The organism is Salinarimonas rosea DSM 21201 (assembly GCF_000429045.1).
Lineage (GTDB): Bacteria > Pseudomonadota > Alphaproteobacteria > Rhizobiales > Beijerinckiaceae > Salinarimonas > Salinarimonas rosea.
On the sequence record NZ_AUBC01000018.1, the window covers coordinates 120685 to 140657 of the forward strand.

Here is a 19973-nt window from a genome sequence, read left to right on the forward strand (position 1 = left end):
CGGGTCGCTCTCTCTAGCAAGGCGGGGCGGACGGGGGAAGCCTCGCGGCGCGCCCGTGTCATTCCCGCAGGAGCCACGGCCGCGTCTCGGGTGCGCGCCGGACGGTGTCGACCGCCACCTCCCCGTCGCGGAAGCGCAGCGTGGCGGCCCCCGTCACGGCCAGGCGGGCGCGGTCGAGGACGTGCGGCGCCGCGCACCAGCCGGGCGCGGTGAGCCGGGAGACGACGATCGCCGCCCGGGCGCAGTCCTCCGCGAAGGCGCCGGGCTCGCGCACCAGCGCCACCGCGCCGAGGCCGGGGAGCGGCGCGACGCAGCCGAGCGGGTCGCAGGCGACGCCGGCGGCGAGGCCGGGATCGTCGGGCGCGCGGGGGTCGCCGTCCGCCCGGAGCCATTGCGTCAGCACGAAGTCGCCGGGCTCGCCCAGGACGACGAGCCGCCCGTCCGCCGCGCGCAGGGCGAGGCCGCGGCCGTCGCGGTCGACGTAGAGGTCGGGCCGGTCCGGATCCGCCGCGGCGAGCATCCCGGCGGCGGCGAGCGGGACGGCGAGGAGGCGCAGGCGCGAGACGCAGATCGTGGCGACGAGCAGCGCCGCCACGAGGAGCGCCAGCGCGGGCACGCCGAACGCCGGCACGACGACCCGCGCGCCGGGAAGCCCCGCCACCCATTCGGAGAAGGCGATCACCTGCGCCACGCCGGCCCCCATCGCCAGCCAGGCGAGCGTGTCGAGGCCGAGCGGCGCGAGCGCCGTGCCCAGCACCGCGGCAGGCATCACGAGGACGGTGACGAGCGGCAGCGCCAGCACGTTGCCGAGGATGCCGTAGGGGTTCGCCACCTGGAAGTGGAAGGCGGCGAAGGGCCCCGTCGCGGCGGTGGCGATGAGCGTCGTGACGACGATGCCCGCGAGGCCGTTCCTCACGCCGCGCAGCACCCGCCCGATCCGCCCCGGAGGCGGCGCGGGCCGGCGCGGGCGCGCGGCCTGCCATTCCGCCCCCGCGATCAGGCCCGCCACCGCCGAGAACGACATCTGGAACGAGGGCCCGACCAGCGCCTCCGGCTCGCGGACGAGCACGATCAGCGCGGCGAGCGCGAGGTTGCGCATGGACAGCGCCGTGCGGTCTAGGAGCACGGCGCCGAACACGATCGTCGTCATGATCAGCGCCCGCTCGGTCGCCACCGCCGCGCCGGAGAACACGCAGTAGAGCGCGCCCGCCAGGATCGCCGCCGCCGCCGCGATCTTCTTGATCGGCCACGAGAGCGCCAGCGCCGGCACCGCGGCGAGGAGCGCGCGCAGACCGAAGAAGACGGTGCCGGCCGCGAGCACCATGTGCAGGCCGGAGATCGAGACGATGTGGTAGACGCCGGCCGCGCGCAGCACCTCGTTCGTCTCCTCCGTGATCAGCCCGCGCTTGCCGGTGACGAGCGCCGCCGCGACGGCGCCCGGCTGGCCGCCGACGGTCTGCGCGATGCGGGCGGTGACGGCATTGCGCAGCGCGTCGAGCCGTGCGGCGAGAACGAGGCCGAGCCCGGGCGGGCGCGGCGGCGGCAGGACCCGGGGCGCGCCGACGACGCCGCCCACGGCGCCGATGCCGGCGAACCAGGCGCTCTTGGCGAAGTCGTAGCCGCCCGGGCGCACCGCCTCCGGCGGCGGCAGCAGCCGCACGCGCGCCTCGATCCAGTCGCCGGGGGCGAGCGCACTTTCGACCCCGCCGCGCAGGGTCACGCGCGCGCGGAAGAGTCCCGCGAAGCGCCCCTCGCCCGCGACGGGCAGGTCGTGCGCCTCGATACGCAGCACGAGCCGCTGGCCGCCCGCCCGGTCCTCCAGGCTCTCGACGAACCCCGCCACCATTCCGCCGGCGGGCGCGACGAGGACCGGCGCCGCGACCGCCGCCTGCCGATGCACCGCCGCGGCGAAGCCGGCCGCGAGGAAGGCGACGCCCGCGAGAACGAGTCCCCCCGCGAGCGATCGCGATCGCAGCCGCAGCGCGCCGATGGCCGCGGCGAGCGCCGTCGCCGCGGCCAGGAGGAGCCCGGTGCGGCTCGCGCCGGCCTGTGTCTGGAAGAAGGCGAGGATGCCGACCCCGAACAGCACCGCGCCCCAGGGCAGGAGCCGCCGACGCTCGAGCTCGAGCAGCGCCGCCGCGGCGAGGCGCGCCCGCAGCGGCACCAGTCGCCAGCGCCGCCAGGCGCCGAGGATCCGCGCCGGCACATCGGTCGCGAGGCGTCCCGCCCCGATCCGGCCCGCGATCATGCACCCCCGCCGCGCCAGCGATACCCGCGCGGCAGACTAGCGCGGCAGCTGCGGCGAGGCGCCTCGGTGGACGCACTTATGGAGCGATGCGCGAGATCGCCCGCAACACTACCGCGTCGTGCACCACGCTCAGCCTGTGGCGAACAGGTCGCCGCCGCCCTCCTGCGGCTCCTCCCAGGCGGCGGGGTCCCCCGCCTTGGTCTCGATGCCGAGGTCGGGGAGCGCCACGATGCGGTGGCCGCGCATGTCGGCGCGGGTCACCACGTGGCCGCGGCTCTCCATGTACTGCACGAGCCGCCGCGCGCGCCCCGGCGAGCGCGAGCCGCAGGCGCGGGCGATCTCGCCGTCCGGCGGGCACGGCGCGCCCTCGAAGGCGGCGCGGGCCAGCAGCAGGTAGACGCCCTGGATATCCTCCGGCAGGTCGGTGGCGGCGGCCTCGGCGCGTGCCCACGCGTCCTCCGGGATCGCCCCGGCCTCGACGCCGGCGCGCGCCACCGACAGGCGCTTCTTGAAGGCGGCGAGCGTCAGCGCGTCCCCCGGCACCCGCTTGATACGCATGCGCACGAGCAGGTCCTGGTAGAGCACCGCCACCGAGCGGAAGGCGGCGTCCGGATCGGAGAGCAGGTCGCGCACGATCTCGTCGATCATCGCGTCGCGCTCCTCGGCGGCGAGCGCCACCTCCTCGGGGCTCGGCGGCGCGGCGGCCGCGGGGCGCGAGCGCACCAGTTCGGCCAGGATGTCGTTGGTGGACGGCGGCGGCGGAGGCGCCGGCCGACGCTCGGCGCGCAGGCGCGCGGGCTCCGGCGCGAGCGGCGCGAGGATGAGGTCGCGCGCGTCCTCCGCCGGCGTCTCCGGCATGGGCAGCAGCTTCGGGCTGGTCGAGCGCGCCTGCGTCTCCACCTCGCCGATGCGCACGGGCACGGGGCGGCGCGACAGCGCAGGGCCGAGCGCCACGAAATGCCCGCGCTGGAGATCGCGGAAGCTCTCCGCCTGCCGCCGGTCCATGCCGAGCAGGTCGGCGGCCCGGGCCATGTCGATGTCGAGGAAGGTGCGGCCCATCAGGAAGTTCGAGGCCTCGGCCGCGACGTTCTTGGCGAGCTTGGCGAGGCGCTGCGTGGCGATGACGCCGGCGAGCCCGCGCTTGCGGCCGCGGCACATCAGGTTCGTCATCGCGCCGAGCGAGACCTTGCGTGCCTCGTCGGAGACCTCGCCCGCCGCCATCGGCGCGAAGAGCTGCGCCTCGTCGACGACGACGAGCATCGGGTACCAATGGTCCCGCTCGGCGTCGAAGAGGCCGCCGAGGAAGGCGGCGGCCGCACGCATCTGCTGCTCGGCGTCGAGTCCCTCGAGGCTGACGACGACGGAGACGCGGTGCTGGCGCACCCGCGCGGCGACGCGCACGAGATCCTGCTCGGACCGGTCCGCCTCGACGACCACGTGGCCGTACCGCTCGGCCAGCGTGACGAAGTCGCCTTCCGGGTCGATGACGCATTGCTGCACCCAGGGAGCGCTCTGCTCGAGCAGCCGGCGCAGCAGGTGCGACTTGCCGGAGCCGGAATTGCCCTGCACCAGCAGGCGCGTGGCGAGGAGCTCCTCCAGGTCGACGAGCATGCGCCCGCCGCCGGGCGACGCGTTCTCGCCGATGTCGATCGCCACCGTCATGTCGCCGCCTCTCGCGCCTCCCCGCGCTCTTCGAGGGTGTCTCGCAGCGTCCTTCCGCGGTCGCACTCGATAGCACGGGCGCGGCACGACGCGAGCCCCCGCATCCGGACCCTCCACAGCTTGCGACGATCCGAGCGGGAACCCATCCTCTGGCCTCCACCGTTCGACCGGAGCGAACCGGACCACACGCGACCCGAGGAGGCGACGATGAGCGACGTCGACAACGAGCGTCCCTGGACGTACGAGCAGGTGCAGGAGCTGATCGCGCTGGCGCGCGAGAACGTTCCCGCCTCGGTGATCAGCATGAAGACCAAGCGGTCGCAGGCGTCGGTGCACGCCAAGCTCTCCGAGCTGGGTCTTTCCGTCCCGCCGGAGGCGTGAACGCGGCCAGGCCCGCCCCGCGACGGCGCGCCGCGGCGCGTCGCCGCGGGCACCCCAACCGGAGGTAGACGGCGCGGCTACGGTCTTGCGCCGCGAACGCGGCCGCGTTACGAGAAGCGGCCCTGAGGTGAGCGGATCGGGATCGCGAGATGACCTACGTCGTCACGGAAAACTGCATCAAGTGCAAGTATATGGATTGCGTCGAGGTCTGCCCGGTGGACTGCTTCTACGAGGGTGAGAACATGCTCGTCATCCATCCCGACGAGTGCATCGACTGCGGCGTCTGCGAGCCGGAATGTCCCGCCGAGGCGATCAAGCCCGATACCGAGCCGGGTCTCGAGCAATGGCTCAAGATCAACGCCGACCTCTCGAAGTCTTGGCCCAACATCACCCAGAAGAAGGACGCCCCCGGCGACGCCAAGGAATACGACGGCATGGCGGGGAAGTACGAGAAGTTCTTCTCGTCCGAGCCGGGCGAAGGCGACTGACGTAGCGTCAAGGTCGAAGCGTGCTCTCCTGTGCCGCGATCGCGCCGCGACCGTCGGCCGGTTGCGGTGCAACCTGTCCATTCATTGCGATTTTCTTTGATTTATCAGCCGGCTCGTGGTAGGTAACAGTCCTGCCGCTTGACGCGCCCCGCGCGCTGCAACCTCGCACGTGAAGCCATAAGCAGAACATGAGATCAGCTCACGCACCCCTCGCTCGGGTCCATCCTCGACGCGTCCCGGCGAGCTCGAGAGGGCGCATCCCGTCACCGGCCGAATCTTGAAGGGGACGCCGTCGGAACCCGTGAGGGTCCCGCGGAGTCAAGTCTTTTCGACCGTCGGACCCCTTTCCGGCGGCGCTGTCTGTGTCGCGGTCCCTCCGCGGCGCGCAACAGGGAGCCTCCAACGCATGACGACCCCCAAGAAGACTGGGAAGCCTCTGGGTTTCAAGGCGGGCGAAGCGATCGTCTACCCGGCGCACGGCGTCGGCCAGATCACCGCGGTCGAGGAGCAGGAGATCGCCGGGTTCAAGCTGGAGCTCTATGTCGTCAGCTTCGAGAAGGACAAGATGGTCCTGCGCGTCCCGACCGCGAAGGCGGCGAGCGTGGGCATGCGCAAGCTCGCCGAGCCGGACCTCGTCAAGAAGGCGCTCGACACCATGTCCGGGCGCGCCCGGGTGAAGCGCACCATGTGGTCGCGCCGCGCGCAGGAATACGAGGCCAAGATCAATTCCGGCGACCTGATCTCGATCGCCGAGGTGGTGCGCGACCTCTACCGGTCCGACGCGCAGCCCGAGCAGTCCTACTCCGAGCGCCAGCTCTACGAGGCCGCCCTCGACCGCGTCGTGCGCGAGATCTCCTCGGTGAACAAGATCACCGAGACCGAGGCGCTCAAGCTCATCGAGGCCTCCCTCGCCAAGTCCCCGCGCCGCGGCAAGGGCGCGGAGGCCGAGGCGACCGAGGCTGCCGAGGGCGAGGACATCCAGGAGGAGGCGGCCTGATCGGCAGCCTTCCGTCGTCGGATTGGATGAGAGGCCCGGCCCAGAAGCCGGGCCTCTCTCGTTTCTCGAGGCTGCGAGTACCGCCGCGGCGAATGGACGTACGCGCGACGGCCAATGCGTATTTATCCCAAATTGTAGCGTGATTGTCATCTCGTACCATTCCGAATGGTAAAGACGCCATTCGAGTGTGGTCAGACGGGAGGGGTACGATCATGTCGTTCGATGCAAAGAGCTTTGCGCAGAAGCTCAACAGTGACGCGAACCTGCGCCGCGCCTTCGGCGCTGACCCGAAGAAGGTGCTCGCGGACGAAGGTCTCACCGTGAGCGACGAGGATGCTGCCGGCATCCGCGAGGTGATGAGCGCGGGTCCGGGAGCGGCTGCCGATCCGACGGTCGCCACGATCATGCCGATGCCGGTGCCGATCCCCGTGAGGTGATCGTGTCCAGGCTCGCCGCGCAGTGAACGGGACCATGCCCGACGCTCACCTCGCCCCCGCCGAGATCGTCATCGTCGTCCCGCCCTTCGCGAACGTCGAATGGCCGAGCCTCGGCGCGAGCGCGCTCGTCGCCGAGTGCGCGCGCGCCGGCCTGACGGCGCACGCGCACTACGAGAACCTGCACTTCGCGGCGCTGGTCGGCAGCGCCGCCTACGCGGCGCTGTCTCTCAGCCCGTCGACCTCGCTGGTCGCCGAGGGCATCCTCGCCGCGCAGGCCTTTCCGCGCGGCGAGGCGGACGAGGCCGGCCGCGGACGCCTGATCATGGACGGGCTCATAGGCGGCTTCGTCATCCCCGGCGGCGACGGCGTCCTAGCGAGCGAGAGTCTCGCCCTGCCGATCGCGCCCGCACATGTCGAGGGCGCCCTGGCCGCTGCCGAGGCGTTCCTGGAGGGCGCATTGTCGCGCATCCTCGCTCGCGCGCCGCGCATCGTCGGATTCAGCTCCGTCTTTCAGCAGACGACCGCCGCCATCGCGATCGCGCGCCGGCTCAAGGCGGCCCGTCCCGAGATCGTGACCGTGCTCGGCGGCGCCAACGCCACGAGCCCGATGGGCGACGAGATCGCAAGCGTGAGCGGCGTCTTCGACCATGTCTTCTCGGGGGAGGCGGACGAGGCCTTTCCAGCCTTCGCGCGGCGCATCCTGCGCGAGGGTCGCCGACCGGCCGAACGCGTCGTCGCATGTGCGCCGATCGCGGACATGGATGCGCTGGCGATCCCGGATTACGACGACTACTTCGCAACGGTCGAGTCGCTCGCACCCGTGCTCCGGCCGCAGGAGCCGCTGCCGCACTGGGTCCATTTCGAGAGCTCGCGCGGCTGCTGGTGGGGGCAGAAGAGCCACTGCACCTTCTGCGGCCTGAATGCCACGGGCATGACCCACCGCGCCAAGAGCCCCGAGCGCGTGCTGGAGGAGATTGCCCGCATCGAGGCGCGGCATGGCGTTCGGCGCCATCACGCCACCGACAACATCCTGCCGCTGTCCTACACGCGGACCGTCCTGCCGCGGCTCGCCGAGGACGGCCCGCAGGCGCGAAAGCTGTTCTACGAGGTGAAGTCGAACCTCCGCGAGAGCGAGCTCGATCTGTTCGTTCGCGCCGGGCTGACCATGATCCAGCCAGGAATCGAATCGCTCTCGACGCGGGTACTGAAGCTCATGCGCAAGGGCGTGTCGGGGCCTCAGAACATCGCGCTGCTGCGCGACTGTGCCTCGCGGGGCATCTACGTGTCCTGGAACGTCATTCTCGGCTTTCCTGGGGAGACGGCGGAGGACTATGCCGAGATGCTGGCCGCACTACCGGCACTCGAGCACCTGCAGCCGCCCGAAGGCTGGGGCTTCGTGCGGTTCGACCGCTTCAGCCCCTACCACATGGACGCTGAGGCCTTCGGCATCGACGCGCTCGCGCCCTTTCCCAGCTACGCCGCCATCTTTCCGAAGGGGACCGATCTCGCGGCGGTCGCCTACTATTTCAGCGGCCGCTACGCGGCGCCGCTCGCGCGCGCCGACGGCGTCCGGGGCGAGATCGAAGGCGCCCTGTCGGCATGGAAGACGGCGCACCGGGCGACGGAGGCTCCGCGGCTCGACCTCGTCTCGATCGGCCCGGAGGCGGCGCTGGTCCTCGACACGCGGCGACACTCCCGGCTGCCCTTCGCGGCACTCGACGCCGCGGACGTCGCCCTCGTCCGGCGGCTTCGCCGTCCGACCAACCCCGACTCGCTGAGCCTCGACGACCGTACGCGTGCGCTGGCCTTCGTCGCGCGCTCCTGGGTCCTGCAATTCGAGGGCCTGCTCGTCTCGATCGTCCGGGAGCCGGAGATCGGAGCGGCGCTGCGACGATGGGCACCCGCACCCGACGCGGTTCCGATGGAGGCCGTTGCCGAGGGATGACGTTTCGGGTGCGCGGGCTCGACGCCCGCCTCCGGATGCAGCCGAGCGCCTCTTCCGCGACGGGGTGCGTGACTGCGCCGTTGCGAGAGGCGGCTCCTCGTCGGCACCGGTGCAAGCACCTCCATGCGCACTCGCCCGAACCGGCGTGATCCGGAGGTGCGATCCGGGCGTAGACCCTCTTGAAGAGCATGGGGAGAACGCTATGGCCGAGATCGCCGGAGTTCGCCGTCAGTTCGTCCGCGCCGCGATGGCGGCGCCGTTCCTCGAGCGCGAGGAGGAACGCGCGCTCGCCGCGCGCTGGAAGGATGCGCGGGACCAGGAGGCGCTGCACAAGCTGACCTCCGCGCACATGCGCCTCGTGATCGCGCTCGCATCGCGCTTCCGCCATTACGGCCTGCCGATGGCGGACCTCATCCAGGAGGGCCACGTCGGCCTGCTCGAGGCCGCCGCCCGCTTCGAGCCGGAGCGGGAGGTGCGATTCTCCACTTACGCTACATGGTGGATTCGGGCATCGATCCAGGATTACATCCTGCGCAACTGGTCGATCGTCCGCGGCGGCACCTCGTCCGCGCAGAAGGCGCTGTTCTTCAACCTGCGCCGCCTGCGCGCCAAGCTCACCCGCGCCGGCGACGACCGGATGTCGGAGGAGGTCTACGCCGAGATCGCCGAGGCGATCGGCGTGTCCCTCAAGGACGTGGCGACGATGGACGCCCGCCTCTCCGGTCCCGACGCCTCGCTCAACGCCCCCGTCGCCGACGCCGACGCGGCGAACCCGACGGAGAAGATGGACTTCCTCGTCGACGACGGCCCCCTCCAGGACGAGACGGTCGGGGAGACCATCGACGCCGAGCGGCGCATCGGCTGGCTGCGCACGGCGCTGTCGTGCCTCAACGAGCGCGAGCTCGACATCGTCAAGGCACGGCGCCTGGCCGAGGAGCAGTCGACGCTGGAATCGCTGGGCGACCGTCTCGGCATCTCCAAGGAGCGCGTCCGCCAGATCGAGAGCCGCGCGCTTGAGAAGCTGAAGAAGGCGCTCACCGAGAGCCACCCGGAGATCGCAGCGGGGTGACGCCGTGCGGGCCGCGCCCGCGACGCCTCGGCTTCACCCCGCCACGATCTTGTACGTCCGCCCCGGCTCGATCCGCGTGTGCTCGAACAGGCCGTTGAGCGCACGGAACGTCTCCACCGGGCGCTCCACCTGCATGCGTGCCGCGAGCGTCTCCAGCGTGTCTCCGGCACCCGCCGTCACCACCCGCACCCGCAGGCGCGTGAGCGCGGCGATCTCGGCCTCGCCGATGCGGCGGACCGTGCCGAGCGTGCGCTGGAAGGCCGCCTCGGCGCCGGCGTCCGCGGGACGATAGGCGAAGATCAGGCGGTAGACGGCGCCGCCCGCCCGCACCGCGGCGACGCGAAACAGCCATTCGTCGCCCCGCGAACTCGCCACCGCCGCCGGGAGCCCGTTGACCTCCCTCTCCTCCACCGCTCCGGTCACGACCGAATCCGTCCAGGTCGCGCGCACCACGTCGGCGAGGCCCTGCCCGGCCGCGGGCTCGACCGCGTCGAACATCAGGCGGCGCTCGCCGTCGGCGGAGGTGCCGAGCACGGCCCGCGACGCGTTGTCGAGGGTGAAGCCGTCGGGCGCGGTGAAGCCGATCCCGAGCCGCGCGTTGAGGTAGCGCGGCCCACGCACGATCCCGTCGCGCGGGTCCTCGCCGAAGGCGATGCCGTCGATCGCCGCGAGATACGCGTCGCGATCGCCCGCACCGAGCCCCGGCGCGCCGATGCGGCGGGCGGCGTTGCGGGCTTCGGCGATGCGCTCGGGCGTCGAGGGATGGGTGGCGAGCCGGCTCGGCGGGCCGCCGCCCTGCATGCCGTCGGAGAGCGCCACCCAGCGGTCGAGGGCGGTGAGGAAGCGCGCCGCGCCGAACGGGTCGAAGCCGGCGCGCGCGAGCGTGCGCACGCTCACCGCATCCGACTCCAGCTCCTGCGCGCGGGAGAAGCGTGCGAAATCGTAGCGCGAGGTCTCGCGTATGTCGGCACTTGCGCGCTGGTCGCGGAGCACGTCCGACACGACGCGGCTCACCAGCACCGAGCGCGCCTCGAGCTCGCTGCGCGCGGCGGCGTGGGCGAGGGTGACGTGGGCGATCTCGTGCGCCATCACCGCGGCGAGTTCGGAGGCGTCGTTGGCGAGCGCGATCAGCCCACGCGTGACGTAGAGCCGGCCGGTCGGCAGCGCGAAGGCGTTGATCGCGGGGGAGTCGAGGATCGTGACGCGGTAGTGCGCGTCCGGCCGGTCGGTCGCGGCGACGAGCTTCGCGGTCATGCTCTCGAGCAGCGCCTGCGCCTGCGGCGCGCGGTACTCCCCGCCGAAGCTCGCGACGAGCTGCTCGTGCTCGCTGTCGACGCCGGTGAGGGCCGGCGCCTGCGCCGGCGGGCGCGGGTCGCCGCCGAAGATCGGGTTGCAGCCGGAAAGGCCGACGGCCGCCGCGCCGAGGACGGCGAGCCGCACGAGGATCGATGCTCTCGTCATGGAAGGGGGCGCCGCGGCTGTGCACTCGTCATCGACAGAATCTCGATCGCCTCCGCCGCCCCGACGCGCAGGGCCGGGCCTCGCCAGATCTCGATTATACCGCGCACGCGCATTCGTCGAGCCTCCAGCGCATCCGCGCCGAGGCCGACGGCCTCGAGCCGCGCCCAGACCGCGTCGGGCACGACGACGGTGAAGCCGCCCGTCCAGGCACGGCCGAAATCGAGATAGGTGCGCCGCTCGCGCACGCCCACGCGCCGCACCACGCCCTCGACGACGACGAAGCGCCCCGCGCGGGCGGCCAGCGCCTCGGTCTCCTGCGCGCGAAGCACGCGCTCGGCGGGGTCCGCCCACAGGCCGAGACCGTCGCGCCGCGCGGCGGCCTCGAGATCGAGGAGCCCGGGCCGGCACAGCAGCGCGTCCGGCCCGGGATCGACGCGGGCGAGGCCGCGCGACACGAGATCGGCGGCGAGATCGCGCCCGAGATCGAGAGCGTCCTCGCCCTCCCCGCCGGCGACCGCCACCTCGCCGGGACGGCGCCCCCAGCGATCGGGCTCGGCGTCGAGGATGCGCACCGCGACGGTCGCGCCGATCAGGCCGTCGAGCGCCGCGCGCGCGGCGACGCCGGAGGGGCCTGCGTCCGCGAGCCGCACCCCCGCGATGCGGATCGTCGCGCCGCTCTCGAGCAGCACCTCGCCGCGGGCGGGAATCGCCGCGATCCGCTCCGGAACCGGCGCCACCGCGCAGTCGAGCGCCGCCGCGGGCGCGATCGAGGCGGCGAATGCCGCCGCGAGGACGGCGATGGCGATACGCGACATCGGGCTGGTTCCGGGTCGATACGGTGGTGCCGGAAGCCTAGCCGCAATCGTCGGACGATGCACGCGGTGTCGCAGCCGCGAACCGACGGCGCGGGTTGCGTGTTGCCCCGCGATCTCGCGGCCGCGACCGCGCACGAAGCTCGGCCGAAAACCGCGGCATTCGGGGGCGACACGAGGTTCGCCTTGACCAAGGAAGCGCTCATCGCCGCCGCGTTCGCGGCCGGGCTCGCCGGCACGCTCTTCGCCGGCACACCGCCCGCCGCCGCACATTCCTGGTACGATGCCTGGTGCTGCAACGATCGCGACTGCAGCCCCTATCCGGCCTCGAAGGTCTCGGTGACGGACACGGGCTACGTCCTGGCCGACGGAACGCTGGTGCCGTTCGAGGAAGCGCGCACGAGCCGCGACGGTGCGTATCACCGCTGCGTCCTCAACGGCCGCCAGCGCTGCTTCTACGCCCCGCCGATGAGCTTCTGACCCGCTTGCGGGCCGGCCGGTTGCGGCGCGCCCGCGGATGCGCTCTCCTGGCGTGCGCAGGAGATCGCCCGCCATGCCGCTGCAGAACCGCGTCACGCCCTTCGGCGCGCTCGTCGCGACGCCGCACAGGGGCACGCTCATGGGCAATCGCGGCTGCCTGCACGACGCCGAGGGCCGGATCGGCTCGGCGCGATGGCGCACGCGGGCCTGGATCGCCTGCCTCACCGAGTTCGAGGGGCGGCGGCGGGCGCCGATGCAGCCGGGGCGCTACACCGAGCTGTTCTTCCTCGACGAGGCGACGGCCTTCGCCGCCGGGCATCGCCCCTGCGCCGAATGCCGGCGCGCCGACTGGCGCCGCTTCGCCGCCGCCTGGCGCGCCGGCCGGGGCCTGTCGCCGGACGCGCCGCTGCCGGCCGCCGAGCTCGACCGCGCTTTGCACGAGGCGCGGGTCGACCCGCGCACGCGTGCGCAGATCCGCACGCCCGCCCGGCTCGGCCAACTCCCCGACGGCACCATGGTCGCGCTTCCCGAGGAGCCGGGGACGGCATTCCTGTGGCGCAGCGGACGTCTGGCGCCGTGGTCGTTCGCGGGCTACGGCGCACCGCGCACCGCGGATCCCGCCCGGGCCGTCGAGTCGCTCACGCCGGCGCCGGTGCTGCGCGCCTTCGCCGCCGGCTACGCGCCGGGCGTTCACCACAGCGCGCAGGACGGGTGAGCGCGCGGATTTTGGAACCTCGTCGCGATCGCCGCGCCCGTGCTCGCGGCGACCCCCGAGGCGCGCAGTTCCATGCGATGGGCGTGGTCGACCGCCTGGTCGAGTGAGCCTCACGGCTGCGGCACATCCGCCCTTCCGCACCGTGACGCGCGCGAATTGCTCATCTATCCTATCCTGAGTTTTGCCACGACCACGATTCACCGGCGTCACCCGAGGACCAGCCGCCATGCGTCACGCGCCCGCCCCGGCAGCCGCTCGGTCCCCGTCGCCCCCGCGTCCGCCCGGCTACCCGCTGCTCGGCCATCTGCCCTGGATCGCGAGGGACGCGCCGGGCTTCTTCACGAAGTGCGCGCGAGACCACGGAGGCGTCGTCGCGCTCGCGCTCGGCGGCTGGCCCGCGGTGCTGGTGAGCGATCCCCGGGTGATCGAGCCGATCCTGGTGCGCAGCCACGCCTCCTACATCAAGCACAATTTCTTCTGGCGGCACGTGCGCGCCATCTTCGGAGAGGGGCTGCTCACCAGCAACGGCGCCCTCTGGCAGCGCCAGCGCCGCCTCGCCGCCCCCGCTTTCGCCGGCAGGAAGCTCGACGGCTACGGCGACGTCATGGTGCGGATGACCGAGGAGATGCTGGGGAGCTGGGCGCCCGGGCAGGTGCGCGACCTCCATGCGGACATGATGGGCCTGACGCTGCGGATCGCGGCGAAGACGCTGTTCGGGTCCGAGGTCGAGGAGGAGGTCGAGCGGATCGACCACGCGGTGACGCTCCTGATGGAGGAGATCGCCGCCCGCTACGCGCGCCCCGTCCTGATCCCCGACGCGGTGCCGCTGCCGGGCCACATCCGCTACCGGCGCAGCATCGAGGTGGTGGAGACCGTGATCGCGCGCATCGTCGAGGAGCGGCGCGCCCGCCCCACCGACACCGGCGACCTCCTGTCGCTCTACATGCAGGCCCGCGACGAGGACGGGCGCGGCATGACCGACCGGCAGCTGCGCGACGAGATGGTGACCCTGCTGCTGGCCGGCCACGAGACCACGGCGCTCGTGCTCTCCTGGGCCTGGTACGAGCTCGCGCGCCACCCGCGGACCCAGGAACGCCTCGCCGCCGAGATCGACGCCGTCCTCTGCGATCGCCCCGCGACCGTCGAGGACCTGCGCCGGCTGCCGTTCGCGGAAAGCGTCGCCAAGGAATCCATGCGCCTCTACCCGCCGGGCTGGGCCATCGGGCGCGAGACGACCGAGGAGGTCGAGATCGGCGGCTACCGGCTCGCGAAGGGCACGACGGTGATCATGGCGCCGTGGGTGCTCCACCGCGACCCGCGCCATTTCGACGACCCGGACGCCTTCCGGCCGGAGCGCTGGGAGGACGGGCTCGAGGAGCGGCTGCCGCGCTTCGCCTACATGCCCTTCGGCGGTGGGCCTCGGGTATGCATCGGCGGCCGCTTCTCGATGATGGAGGCGGTCCTCATCCTCGTCACCATCGCCCGCCGCTTCCGGCTCGCGCCGGTGCCCGGCCGGGAGACGGTGCCCTTCCCGTCGATCACGCTGCGCCCGAAGGGCGGCGTGTGGGTCGAGCCGCGGGCGCGCGGCGACGCGTGAGCGGTGCGGTCAGTACCCGCGCACCGCGAGCCACGCCTCCATCTCGGCGATCTCCCGCTCCTGCTCGCGAATGACGGCCTCGGCCAGCGCCCGGATCTCCGGGTCGGTGCCGTGGTCGAGCGCCACGCGGGCCATCTCGATCGCCCCGCGGTGATGCGGGATCATGCCGCGCACGAAGTCGACGTCGGCGTCGCCGGTGAGCGGGATGTCCATGCCCGCATGCATGCGGGCGTTGGCCGCGCGGAACGCGGCGACCGCCGGGCTCTCGGCCGTGGCGGCGGGGGCCGCTTGCGCGCCGTGCATGCCTGGGGTTCCGTGGTGCACGTCCTGGGAGGCGGTAGCGGGGAGCGTGGTCGATGCCGCGGCGAGGGCGAGGACGAGGGCCGCGGCGGTGACGGAAAGGGGCTTCATGTGCGTGATGCTCTGGTGGGTGGGACAGGGGCGACGGTGTTGCCCCGGGAATGCGGCCGATCGCGGGCGCGGGCGCGCGCCTCAGCCGGCTTTCGCCGCGGCGACCGGCGTCGCCTCGTAGCCGCCGCGGGCGAGCGCGGCGCGCAGGTCGGCATCGCTCGCCCGCGAGACGATCGAGACGCGCTTCGCCGCGACGTCCGCCGAAACCTCGGCCGCGGGATCGACGGCGGCGACGATGCGGGCGATCGCCTTGGCGCAGCCGCCGCAGCTCATGTCGGGAACGCTGTAGAGATGCATGGGACCCTCCTCGTGAAGCGCGTGTCCCGACGTTCATGGACCTTCCCACCGTGGTAAGGTCAAGCGGTTTCGCGCGCCGGCTCGGCGCGCCGCTCAGCGCACGAGCCGCTCGCGGGTCAGCGCCCCGCATCTCACGAAGGGATGCCCGCCTCCGATGCCCTCCGGCAGAAAGAGGCGCAGCGTGAAGGCGTTCTCGCGCAGGATCCAGCCCCAGCCGCGGTATTCCTCGCCTTCGGAGTAGCAGGTCGTGGCGCCGGAGATCACGTCGTCGCTGGCCTGCGCATCCTCGAAATAGCAGGTGCTCTCGTAGAAGCCGACCGCGAAGCCGCCGCTGCCGAAGCCCACGCCCGCCTGCGTCACCTCGAATCGCCCCACGGCGACCCGCGCCTGGTTGTCGACGTCGTCGAAGCAGCCATCCGGGTCGAGGCCCCACCAGCCTTCGACCTCGCGCAGGAGGTCGGCGCGCGCCCCCGGGGCGCCGAGCGCCACGAGAAGGAGGACGAGCGCGAGGGCACGCGCGGTGCGCAGGGCGGTCGCGAGGACAATCATCGGGCGTCTCCCGCGCGCCCGACCAGCAGCTCGTCGAGGGACTGGAGCGTGTGGATGCGCACCGCGTCGGCGCCCTCGCGGTAGCCGTACTGGCGGGCGAGGCCGTCGAGGTCGTCGATCCGCGGGTCGTCGCCGAGCGCGAGCCCGTGGCAGCCGGCGAAGTAGAGGACGTAGACGTAGGTGGTGGCCCCGGCGGGCGCGCCGTCGGCGATCGGCGCGAGCTCGACCTGCTCGAGGCCGCCGCCCTCGTCCGGCCAGATCAGCGAGGGCCGGGTCTTCGAGCAGAGGAACCAGGTGGTGAACGGATCGCCGCCCTCGCGCCGGCCGGGGCTGTCGTAGGAGCCGCCCGGATGGTGCGAGTCCCACGACTTGAGCGTCGCGCGCTTGAGCACCTCGCCGCCCTCGGCGGCCACGACGTTGTACTCCTCGATCGAGAACCAGGAGCAATAATCCATGTGGCAGCGCCCCCGCAGCAGCTCCGCCGCGGAGGCGGGCCCGACTGGGGACGCCGCCGCCGACAGCAGGCACGCGGCAATGGCCGAAACGAGACGCACGGGACCTATACCCTTCCTTCGAGGACATCCGCGGCGAGCCTAGCGGCCCGGCGGCGCACCGTGCAGCGGGCGATTGCGGACTGCCCGACGCGCGTTCGCGCGGGTGGAATCGCGCCCGCACACATGCTACACACGCCGCCGCGACGGTCCCGTAGCTCAGCAGGACAGAGCAGCGGTTTCCTAAACCCTGAATGGGCCCGACTGGCACGTTTCATCTCTTGGTGTTAGCTCGATCTCCGGCGAGGGTCAGCCCGTCTGATGTTCGAAGGCGAGGGCATCCTCCGGGCGACTCGGCACATCTGTCGGCACGCGCCGTGCCCCGCCTGACAGCCGCCATCGACGTAGCCGGGGCGATGTGCGCGACGAATAAATTGACGTGGCTCGCCTCTGCCGTGGATAAGTACACGAACAGCGTCCCAGCGCGCTGTGACCCTTGGCAGGGGGTGGATCGTCGTTGCCGCTAAATAGTAGCGCTGAGCAATTGCGGCTCGGCTCTCATCAGGCATAGACGATTCTTAGTTTAGTCCGCGAGGTGCTGCCACATCTCGCGGACGATTCCACTTCAAACTTTAGGAATGTCTATGACCATCCACTACTTCAACGCTCTGGCAGGGGCGGGTAAGACCCGTGCGCTCGCCAGATACGCAGACCGGCTCGCGAGGCGTAACCAGAAGGTTCTCTTCGTCCAGCCGACCAAGCTTCTCATCGACAAGACGATTGCCGACGAGCTTCGCACCCTCGATCCTCCCTATCAGATCAGGGCCATCCACGGCGACACGGAACCCGATGCCGTCGTAGGAGAGATCGTCCGGCACTTCCAAGACGCCGAGAGTGCGGTGGGCGAAGTCCTGTTCGTGACGCATGCCGGTTTCCTCCTCATCCCCTTCATCCAGCGCAAGCGTGAGTGGGTGCTCATCATGGATGAGGTTCCAGCGGTAGACGTGTTCCGTGAGTTGACGCTCCCCGAGACTCACGAACTGATCACGCCTCACCTCGCTCTCGTCTCGACCGGCGCGGCCTACGGCCTCCTCGTGGAGAAGGAGGACGTGCGATGAGCCTCTCCAAGATCGCCCGCAACAAGCACAGGGATGAACTCTATGATGTTCTCGGCCCTGTAGCCGACCGCGTGATCTCCGAGAAGTGGGATGTCTACGTCCACCAAGACCGCTTCGAGCGCATGCTCACGGGGCGGAAGGCGAGCGCGTCTTTGATGACCTACTCCCTCCTGAAGCCGCAGGTCTTCGAGGGCTTTGCGCGCACCATCGTGGCCAGCGCGTGCTTCGAGGACACGATGTTCTACCGCCTCTTCGCGGCTCAAGGGATTGACCTGAAGCCGGTCGGCAAGAGCCTTCATCGTGATCTGCGCTACGAGCGACACGAAAACGGCGAGCACATCACGATCTTCTACGTCAGCGAGGAGGCGTGGTCGAAGACCTATCGCGACAAGCTGGTCGAGGCCGAGAGCGGAGGCTCTGTACAATTCTGCGACATCATCCGCGCGGGCGTCGGTGACCTGTTCTGCGACGATCCCTTCCTCTGGATGGGCAACAAAGACATCGAGGACGACTTCTTCAACCAACCGCGAGCGCAGCGGCTCCCGAACACGCCCCACGGCCTGAACGGGTTCCAGAGCTTCCATAACATCGTCGTGCTCTCGGCGCTGAACGCACCGCCTGCGCACTTCCACTTCATGGAGGGCCAAGGGGTGAGCGGCGAGGAGATGCGCACGGCGCATTACCGGACCGCCGTCTATCAAGCCGTGATGCGCTCCTCGATCCGCAATCCCGCCGACACGACACCGAAGCGGGTCGTCGTCATGGATCGCGCCACCGCCGAATGGCTGGCCGACCTCTTCCCCGGCGCGAAAGTGGAGCCCTTGCCGGGCATGGGCGTCGTCCCGCGCAAGGGCAAGCCGGGGCGCAGGCGCAAGCACGACAGCGCCGCCGACAAGACGAGGGCATACCGCGAGAGCCAGAAGCGCAAGTATCTGGCCGAACTCGACCTCATCAATGGGACTTCGCTCGTGGTGGGTAAGTACCCGTGGTTCGATGAGGAGGTCCGATCTCAGATGAGCGAGTTCCGGTGTGACGAAAACACCTCTAAGAAAGGAGATTACGTCACGCAAAAACCGTCCACCAGCGGCACCGCCTTCGTGTCGGTCTTCGACAACGTACCGCTCGCCCACCTCTCCGACACGGACGACGAGGGGTACATCGCCTTCCTTCGTGACCTGCATGGCCGGGTTCTCGCGCAGAAGGAAAACGCGGGTGTGTTCTCACCTGCCCACTTCGACCCGGACAAGGCGGCGGAGACGAAGCGCGGCCTCGACAACATCACCCATCTGCGTGGCATCTGGCTCGACAACGACGGCGGCGACCTGAGCCATGCCGAGTTCGCCCGCCTCTTCCCCTACCTGCGGATCGTGACGTGGAACACATACAGCCACACGCCGGAGAAGCCGCGCTGGCGCGGCTTCATCCCGACGACCTGTGCCATGTCCATCGAGGTGCACCGATTGATCATGGCACAGATCGAGTGGGTGCTGAACAGAGAGGGCTATTGGGGGAAGAAGCAGATCGCGAAGCGGCCCGGCCTCAAGAGCCCGCTCTGCCACGGCTTCGATGAGAGCAAGTTCAACGCGGCCTCGCTCTTCTATCTCCCCTGTCAGGCGAGAGACCCGAAGGACTCCTTCTTCATCGACTACGGCGCAGGCGATCCCAAGCGTGGTCCGCTCGACCTGCACCTGTGGATTGAGAACTGCATCCTCGATCTGCGCCCCGATCCCGCACCCGAGACCCTGCCCGATCTCGCGAAGGCGGTCGAGCCGGTCACGACCGTGATCGCCGCGAACATCTCCGACAGGCTCGGGGCCCTTCGCGACAAGCTTCTCGCTGAGCGGACGCTGAGCCATTCGGAGCGGTGCGACATCAGGATCAACGAGGCGGTCAAGTGCTGGCGTTCGACCCCGGCGGGCATGGGGCACGATGCCTTCTTCGCGCTCGGGGCCGCTCTCCATCGGGCCGGGCTCGAAGAAGCCGAGATCAAGGCCAAGCTCTACGAGGAAGCCGCCTTCGCGAACTCGCCGCGCGAGCGCCGGGACGAAATCCGCGACATCCTCAAGAGCCTTCACCGCCGAGGCACTCTCGGGAAGGCAAAGCGGTGGTGATGATCGCGTCCGATCACGCCGCGATCTCGCGCCGCCCGGTCCGCAGGGCCGCGTAGTAGCTCGACCGCGATATCCCGAGGACGCGGCAGGTCTCGGGCACGGTCGTATCGGCATCGTCGTGGGCGAGCACGACCTGACGAATGAGCGCGGGGGTGATCTTTGCGGGTCGCCCGAACTTCACCCCCCGCTGACGTGCGAGTTCGGCCCCGGCCTTGGTCCGAGACAGGATGAGGTCGCGTTCGAGCGCGGCGACGCTCCCGATGATCGTCACGAAGAAGCGCCCGAGCGTCGAGCCGGTGTCGATCCCCTCCCGCAGCGAGACGAGCACCGCGCCCTTGCCCTCGATCTCCTCCACGATCTGAAGGAGGTGGAGCGGGCTGCGGGCGAGACGGTCGAGGGCGTAGACGACGAGGCGGTCGCCTTCGCGCAGGAGATCGAGGACGCGGCGCAGTTCGGCGCGGTCGCGCTTCACGCCGGAAGCCTTCTCGCGATAGACATCTCGATCATCGACGCCCGCCTTCGCGAGTGCATCCATCTGGATCGCCCAATCGCCTTGGCTCGTACTCACACGCGAGTAGCCGTAGCTCCGCCCCATCGTCCAACATCTCCCGTGCAGACCCTCCTCGATTTTGCACGGACTTTCTGCACGTCAAACGCTTTGAGCCCCCGTGGTGAACGCCGCCGTCCAGAATGCCAAGAGATGT

Annotated in this window: 20 protein-coding genes; 11 read left to right on the plus strand and 9 right to left on the minus strand. The window is 71.0% G+C overall.

The features are described from left to right. Positions 1–58 precede the first annotated feature (58 nt). Together G407_RS27995 and G407_RS0115300 are read right to left on the minus strand one after the other, a co-directional pair. Positions 59–2248, minus strand: coding sequence for a ComEC/Rec2 family competence protein (locus G407_RS27995; RefSeq protein WP_052341426.1), 2190 nt, complete (start codon positions 2246–2248; stop codon positions 59–61). Between the two features lie 129 nt (positions 2249–2377). Beyond that, entirely contained in the window at positions 2378–3910 is a 1533-nt protein-coding gene (locus G407_RS0115300; RefSeq protein ID WP_029031516.1) for a helicase HerA domain-containing protein, read from the minus strand. A 207-nt stretch (positions 3911–4117) separates the two neighbouring features. Between G407_RS0115300 and G407_RS32160 the strand changes: the two genes are divergently transcribed. The 6 genes from G407_RS32160 to G407_RS0115330 all read left to right on the plus strand — a co-directional run bounded on the left by G407_RS32160 (position 4118) and on the right by G407_RS0115330 (position 9227). Then, entirely contained in the window at positions 4118–4291 is a 174-nt protein-coding gene (locus G407_RS32160; protein WP_169728792.1) for a hypothetical protein, read from the plus strand. Positions 4292–4440: 149 nt separating this feature from the next. Continuing rightward, positions 4441–4779, plus strand: a complete 339-nt coding sequence (gene fdxA / locus G407_RS0115310) for a ferredoxin FdxA (RefSeq protein WP_029031517.1) — start codon at positions 4441–4443, stop codon at positions 4777–4779. 406 nt (positions 4780–5185) lie between these two features. Beyond that, a complete protein-coding gene (locus G407_RS0115315; protein ID WP_029031518.1) occupies positions 5186–5776 on the plus strand; it encodes a CarD family transcriptional regulator in 591 nt (196 codons plus the stop codon). A 212-nt stretch (positions 5777–5988) separates the two neighbouring features. After that, complete coding sequence (locus tag G407_RS0115320) at positions 5989–6213, plus strand: hypothetical protein (RefSeq protein WP_029031519.1); 225 nt, start codon at positions 5989–5991, stop codon at positions 6211–6213. 34 nt (positions 6214–6247) lie between these two features. Beyond that, on the plus strand, positions 6248–8158 hold the full coding sequence (locus tag G407_RS28000) for a RiPP maturation radical SAM C-methyltransferase (RefSeq protein ID WP_052341427.1): 1911 nt from the start codon (positions 6248–6250) through the stop codon (positions 8156–8158). A gap of 202 nt (positions 8159–8360) precedes the next feature. Beyond that, the gene (locus tag G407_RS0115330; protein ID WP_029031520.1) at positions 8361–9227 is read left to right on the plus strand and encodes an RNA polymerase factor sigma-32; all 867 of its coding nucleotides are present in this window, start codon (positions 8361–8363) and stop codon (positions 9225–9227) included. Between the two features lie 33 nt (positions 9228–9260). On the opposite strand, the gene G407_RS0115335 is transcribed toward G407_RS0115330, so the two are convergent. Next, entirely contained in the window at positions 9261–10688 is a 1428-nt protein-coding gene (locus G407_RS0115335; protein WP_029031521.1) for a M48 family metalloprotease, read from the minus strand. Continuing rightward, the gene (locus G407_RS28005) at positions 10685–11503 is read right to left on the minus strand and encodes a thermonuclease family protein (protein ID WP_052341428.1); all 819 of its coding nucleotides are present in this window, start codon (positions 11501–11503) and stop codon (positions 10685–10687) included. Before G407_RS28005 ends, G407_RS0115335 begins: the two co-directional genes overlap by 4 nt. A 183-nt stretch (positions 11504–11686) precedes the next feature. Between G407_RS28005 and G407_RS0115345 the strand changes: the two genes are divergently transcribed. The 3 genes from G407_RS0115345 to G407_RS0115355 all read left to right on the plus strand — a co-directional run bounded on the left by G407_RS0115345 (position 11687) and on the right by G407_RS0115355 (position 14292). Further along, positions 11687–11980 (plus strand): hypothetical protein, encoded by a 294-nt coding sequence (locus G407_RS0115345; protein WP_029031522.1) that lies wholly within the window; start codon positions 11687–11689, stop codon positions 11978–11980. 73 nt (positions 11981–12053) lie between these two features. Further along, positions 12054–12695, plus strand: coding sequence for a hypothetical protein (locus G407_RS0115350; RefSeq protein WP_029031523.1), 642 nt, complete (start codon positions 12054–12056; stop codon positions 12693–12695). Between the two features lie 226 nt (positions 12696–12921). Next, the gene (locus G407_RS0115355; RefSeq protein ID WP_052341429.1) at positions 12922–14292 is read left to right on the plus strand and encodes a cytochrome P450; all 1371 of its coding nucleotides are present in this window, start codon (positions 12922–12924) and stop codon (positions 14290–14292) included. A 9-nt stretch (positions 14293–14301) separates the two neighbouring features. Here G407_RS0115355 and copM read toward each other — a convergent pair whose 3' ends face one another. From copM to G407_RS0115375, 4 genes are all read right to left on the minus strand, one after another. Continuing rightward, a complete protein-coding gene (copM, locus tag G407_RS0115360) occupies positions 14302–14703 on the minus strand; it encodes a CopM family metallochaperone (RefSeq protein WP_029031525.1) in 402 nt (133 codons plus the stop codon). Positions 14704–14784: 81 nt separating this feature from the next. Beyond that, positions 14785–15000, minus strand: a complete 216-nt coding sequence (locus tag G407_RS0115365; RefSeq protein WP_029031526.1) for a heavy-metal-associated domain-containing protein — start codon at positions 14998–15000, stop codon at positions 14785–14787. Positions 15001–15093: 93 nt separating this feature from the next. Beyond that, entirely contained in the window at positions 15094–15549 is a 456-nt protein-coding gene (locus tag G407_RS0115370; RefSeq protein WP_029031527.1) for a hypothetical protein, read from the minus strand. Next, positions 15546–16103: a hypothetical protein gene (locus tag G407_RS0115375; RefSeq protein ID WP_156917600.1), complete on the minus strand. Its 558-nt coding sequence runs from the start codon at positions 16101–16103 to the stop codon at positions 15546–15548. Before G407_RS0115375 ends, G407_RS0115370 begins: the two co-directional genes overlap by 4 nt. A gap of 581 nt (positions 16104–16684) precedes the next feature. On the opposite strand from G407_RS0115375, the gene G407_RS0115380 reads away from it, so the two are divergent. Further along, complete coding sequence (locus G407_RS0115380; protein WP_169728793.1) at positions 16685–17158, plus strand: DEAD/DEAH box helicase family protein; 474 nt, start codon at positions 16685–16687, stop codon at positions 17156–17158. Then, positions 17155–19269 (plus strand): hypothetical protein, encoded by a 2115-nt coding sequence (locus tag G407_RS0115385; RefSeq protein ID WP_029031530.1) that lies wholly within the window; start codon positions 17155–17157, stop codon positions 19267–19269. The genes G407_RS0115380 and G407_RS0115385 overlap by 4 nt, the downstream gene beginning before the upstream one ends. A 13-nt stretch (positions 19270–19282) precedes the next feature. On the opposite strand, the gene G407_RS0115390 is transcribed toward G407_RS0115385, so the two are convergent. Continuing rightward, positions 19283–19864, minus strand: a complete 582-nt coding sequence (locus G407_RS0115390; RefSeq protein WP_029031531.1) for a recombinase family protein — start codon at positions 19862–19864, stop codon at positions 19283–19285. Positions 19865–19973 lie beyond the last annotated feature (109 nt).

Excerpts from the sequence above, each read along its gene's own strand:
- G407_RS27995 (WP_052341426.1), bottom strand. The coding sequence starts at position 2,248 with ATGATCGCGGGCCGGATCGGGGCGGGACGCCTCGCGACCGATGTGCCG.
- G407_RS0115300 (WP_029031516.1), bottom strand. The coding sequence starts at position 3,910 with ATGACGGTGGCGATCGACATCGGCGAGAACGCGTCGCCCGGCGGCGGG.
- G407_RS32160 (WP_169728792.1), top strand. The coding sequence starts at position 4,118 with ATGAGCGACGTCGACAACGAGCGTCCCTGGACGTACGAGCAGGTGCAG.
- fdxA (WP_029031517.1), top strand. The coding sequence starts at position 4,441 with ATGACCTACGTCGTCACGGAAAACTGCATCAAGTGCAAGTATATGGAT.
- G407_RS0115315 (WP_029031518.1), top strand. The coding sequence starts at position 5,186 with ATGACGACCCCCAAGAAGACTGGGAAGCCTCTGGGTTTCAAGGCGGGC.
- G407_RS0115320 (WP_029031519.1), top strand. The coding sequence starts at position 5,989 with ATGTCGTTCGATGCAAAGAGCTTTGCGCAGAAGCTCAACAGTGACGCG.
- G407_RS28000 (WP_052341427.1), top strand. The coding sequence starts at position 6,248 with ATGCCCGACGCTCACCTCGCCCCCGCCGAGATCGTCATCGTCGTCCCG.
- G407_RS0115330 (WP_029031520.1), top strand. The coding sequence starts at position 8,361 with ATGGCCGAGATCGCCGGAGTTCGCCGTCAGTTCGTCCGCGCCGCGATG.
- G407_RS0115335 (WP_029031521.1), bottom strand. The coding sequence starts at position 10,688 with ATGACGAGAGCATCGATCCTCGTGCGGCTCGCCGTCCTCGGCGCGGCG.
- G407_RS28005 (WP_052341428.1), bottom strand. The coding sequence starts at position 11,503 with ATGTCGCGTATCGCCATCGCCGTCCTCGCGGCGGCATTCGCCGCCTCG.
- G407_RS0115350 (WP_029031523.1), top strand. The coding sequence starts at position 12,054 with ATGCCGCTGCAGAACCGCGTCACGCCCTTCGGCGCGCTCGTCGCGACG.
- G407_RS0115355 (WP_052341429.1), top strand. The coding sequence starts at position 12,922 with ATGCGTCACGCGCCCGCCCCGGCAGCCGCTCGGTCCCCGTCGCCCCCG.
- copM (WP_029031525.1), bottom strand. The coding sequence starts at position 14,703 with ATGAAGCCCCTTTCCGTCACCGCCGCGGCCCTCGTCCTCGCCCTCGCC.
- G407_RS0115365 (WP_029031526.1), bottom strand. The coding sequence starts at position 15,000 with ATGCATCTCTACAGCGTTCCCGACATGAGCTGCGGCGGCTGCGCCAAG.
- G407_RS0115370 (WP_029031527.1), bottom strand. The coding sequence starts at position 15,549 with ATGATTGTCCTCGCGACCGCCCTGCGCACCGCGCGTGCCCTCGCGCTC.
- G407_RS0115380 (WP_169728793.1), top strand. The coding sequence starts at position 16,685 with ATGACCATCCACTACTTCAACGCTCTGGCAGGGGCGGGTAAGACCCGT.
- G407_RS0115385 (WP_029031530.1), top strand. The coding sequence starts at position 17,155 with ATGAGCCTCTCCAAGATCGCCCGCAACAAGCACAGGGATGAACTCTAT.
- G407_RS0115390 (WP_029031531.1), bottom strand. The coding sequence starts at position 19,864 with ATGGGGCGGAGCTACGGCTACTCGCGTGTGAGTACGAGCCAAGGCGAT.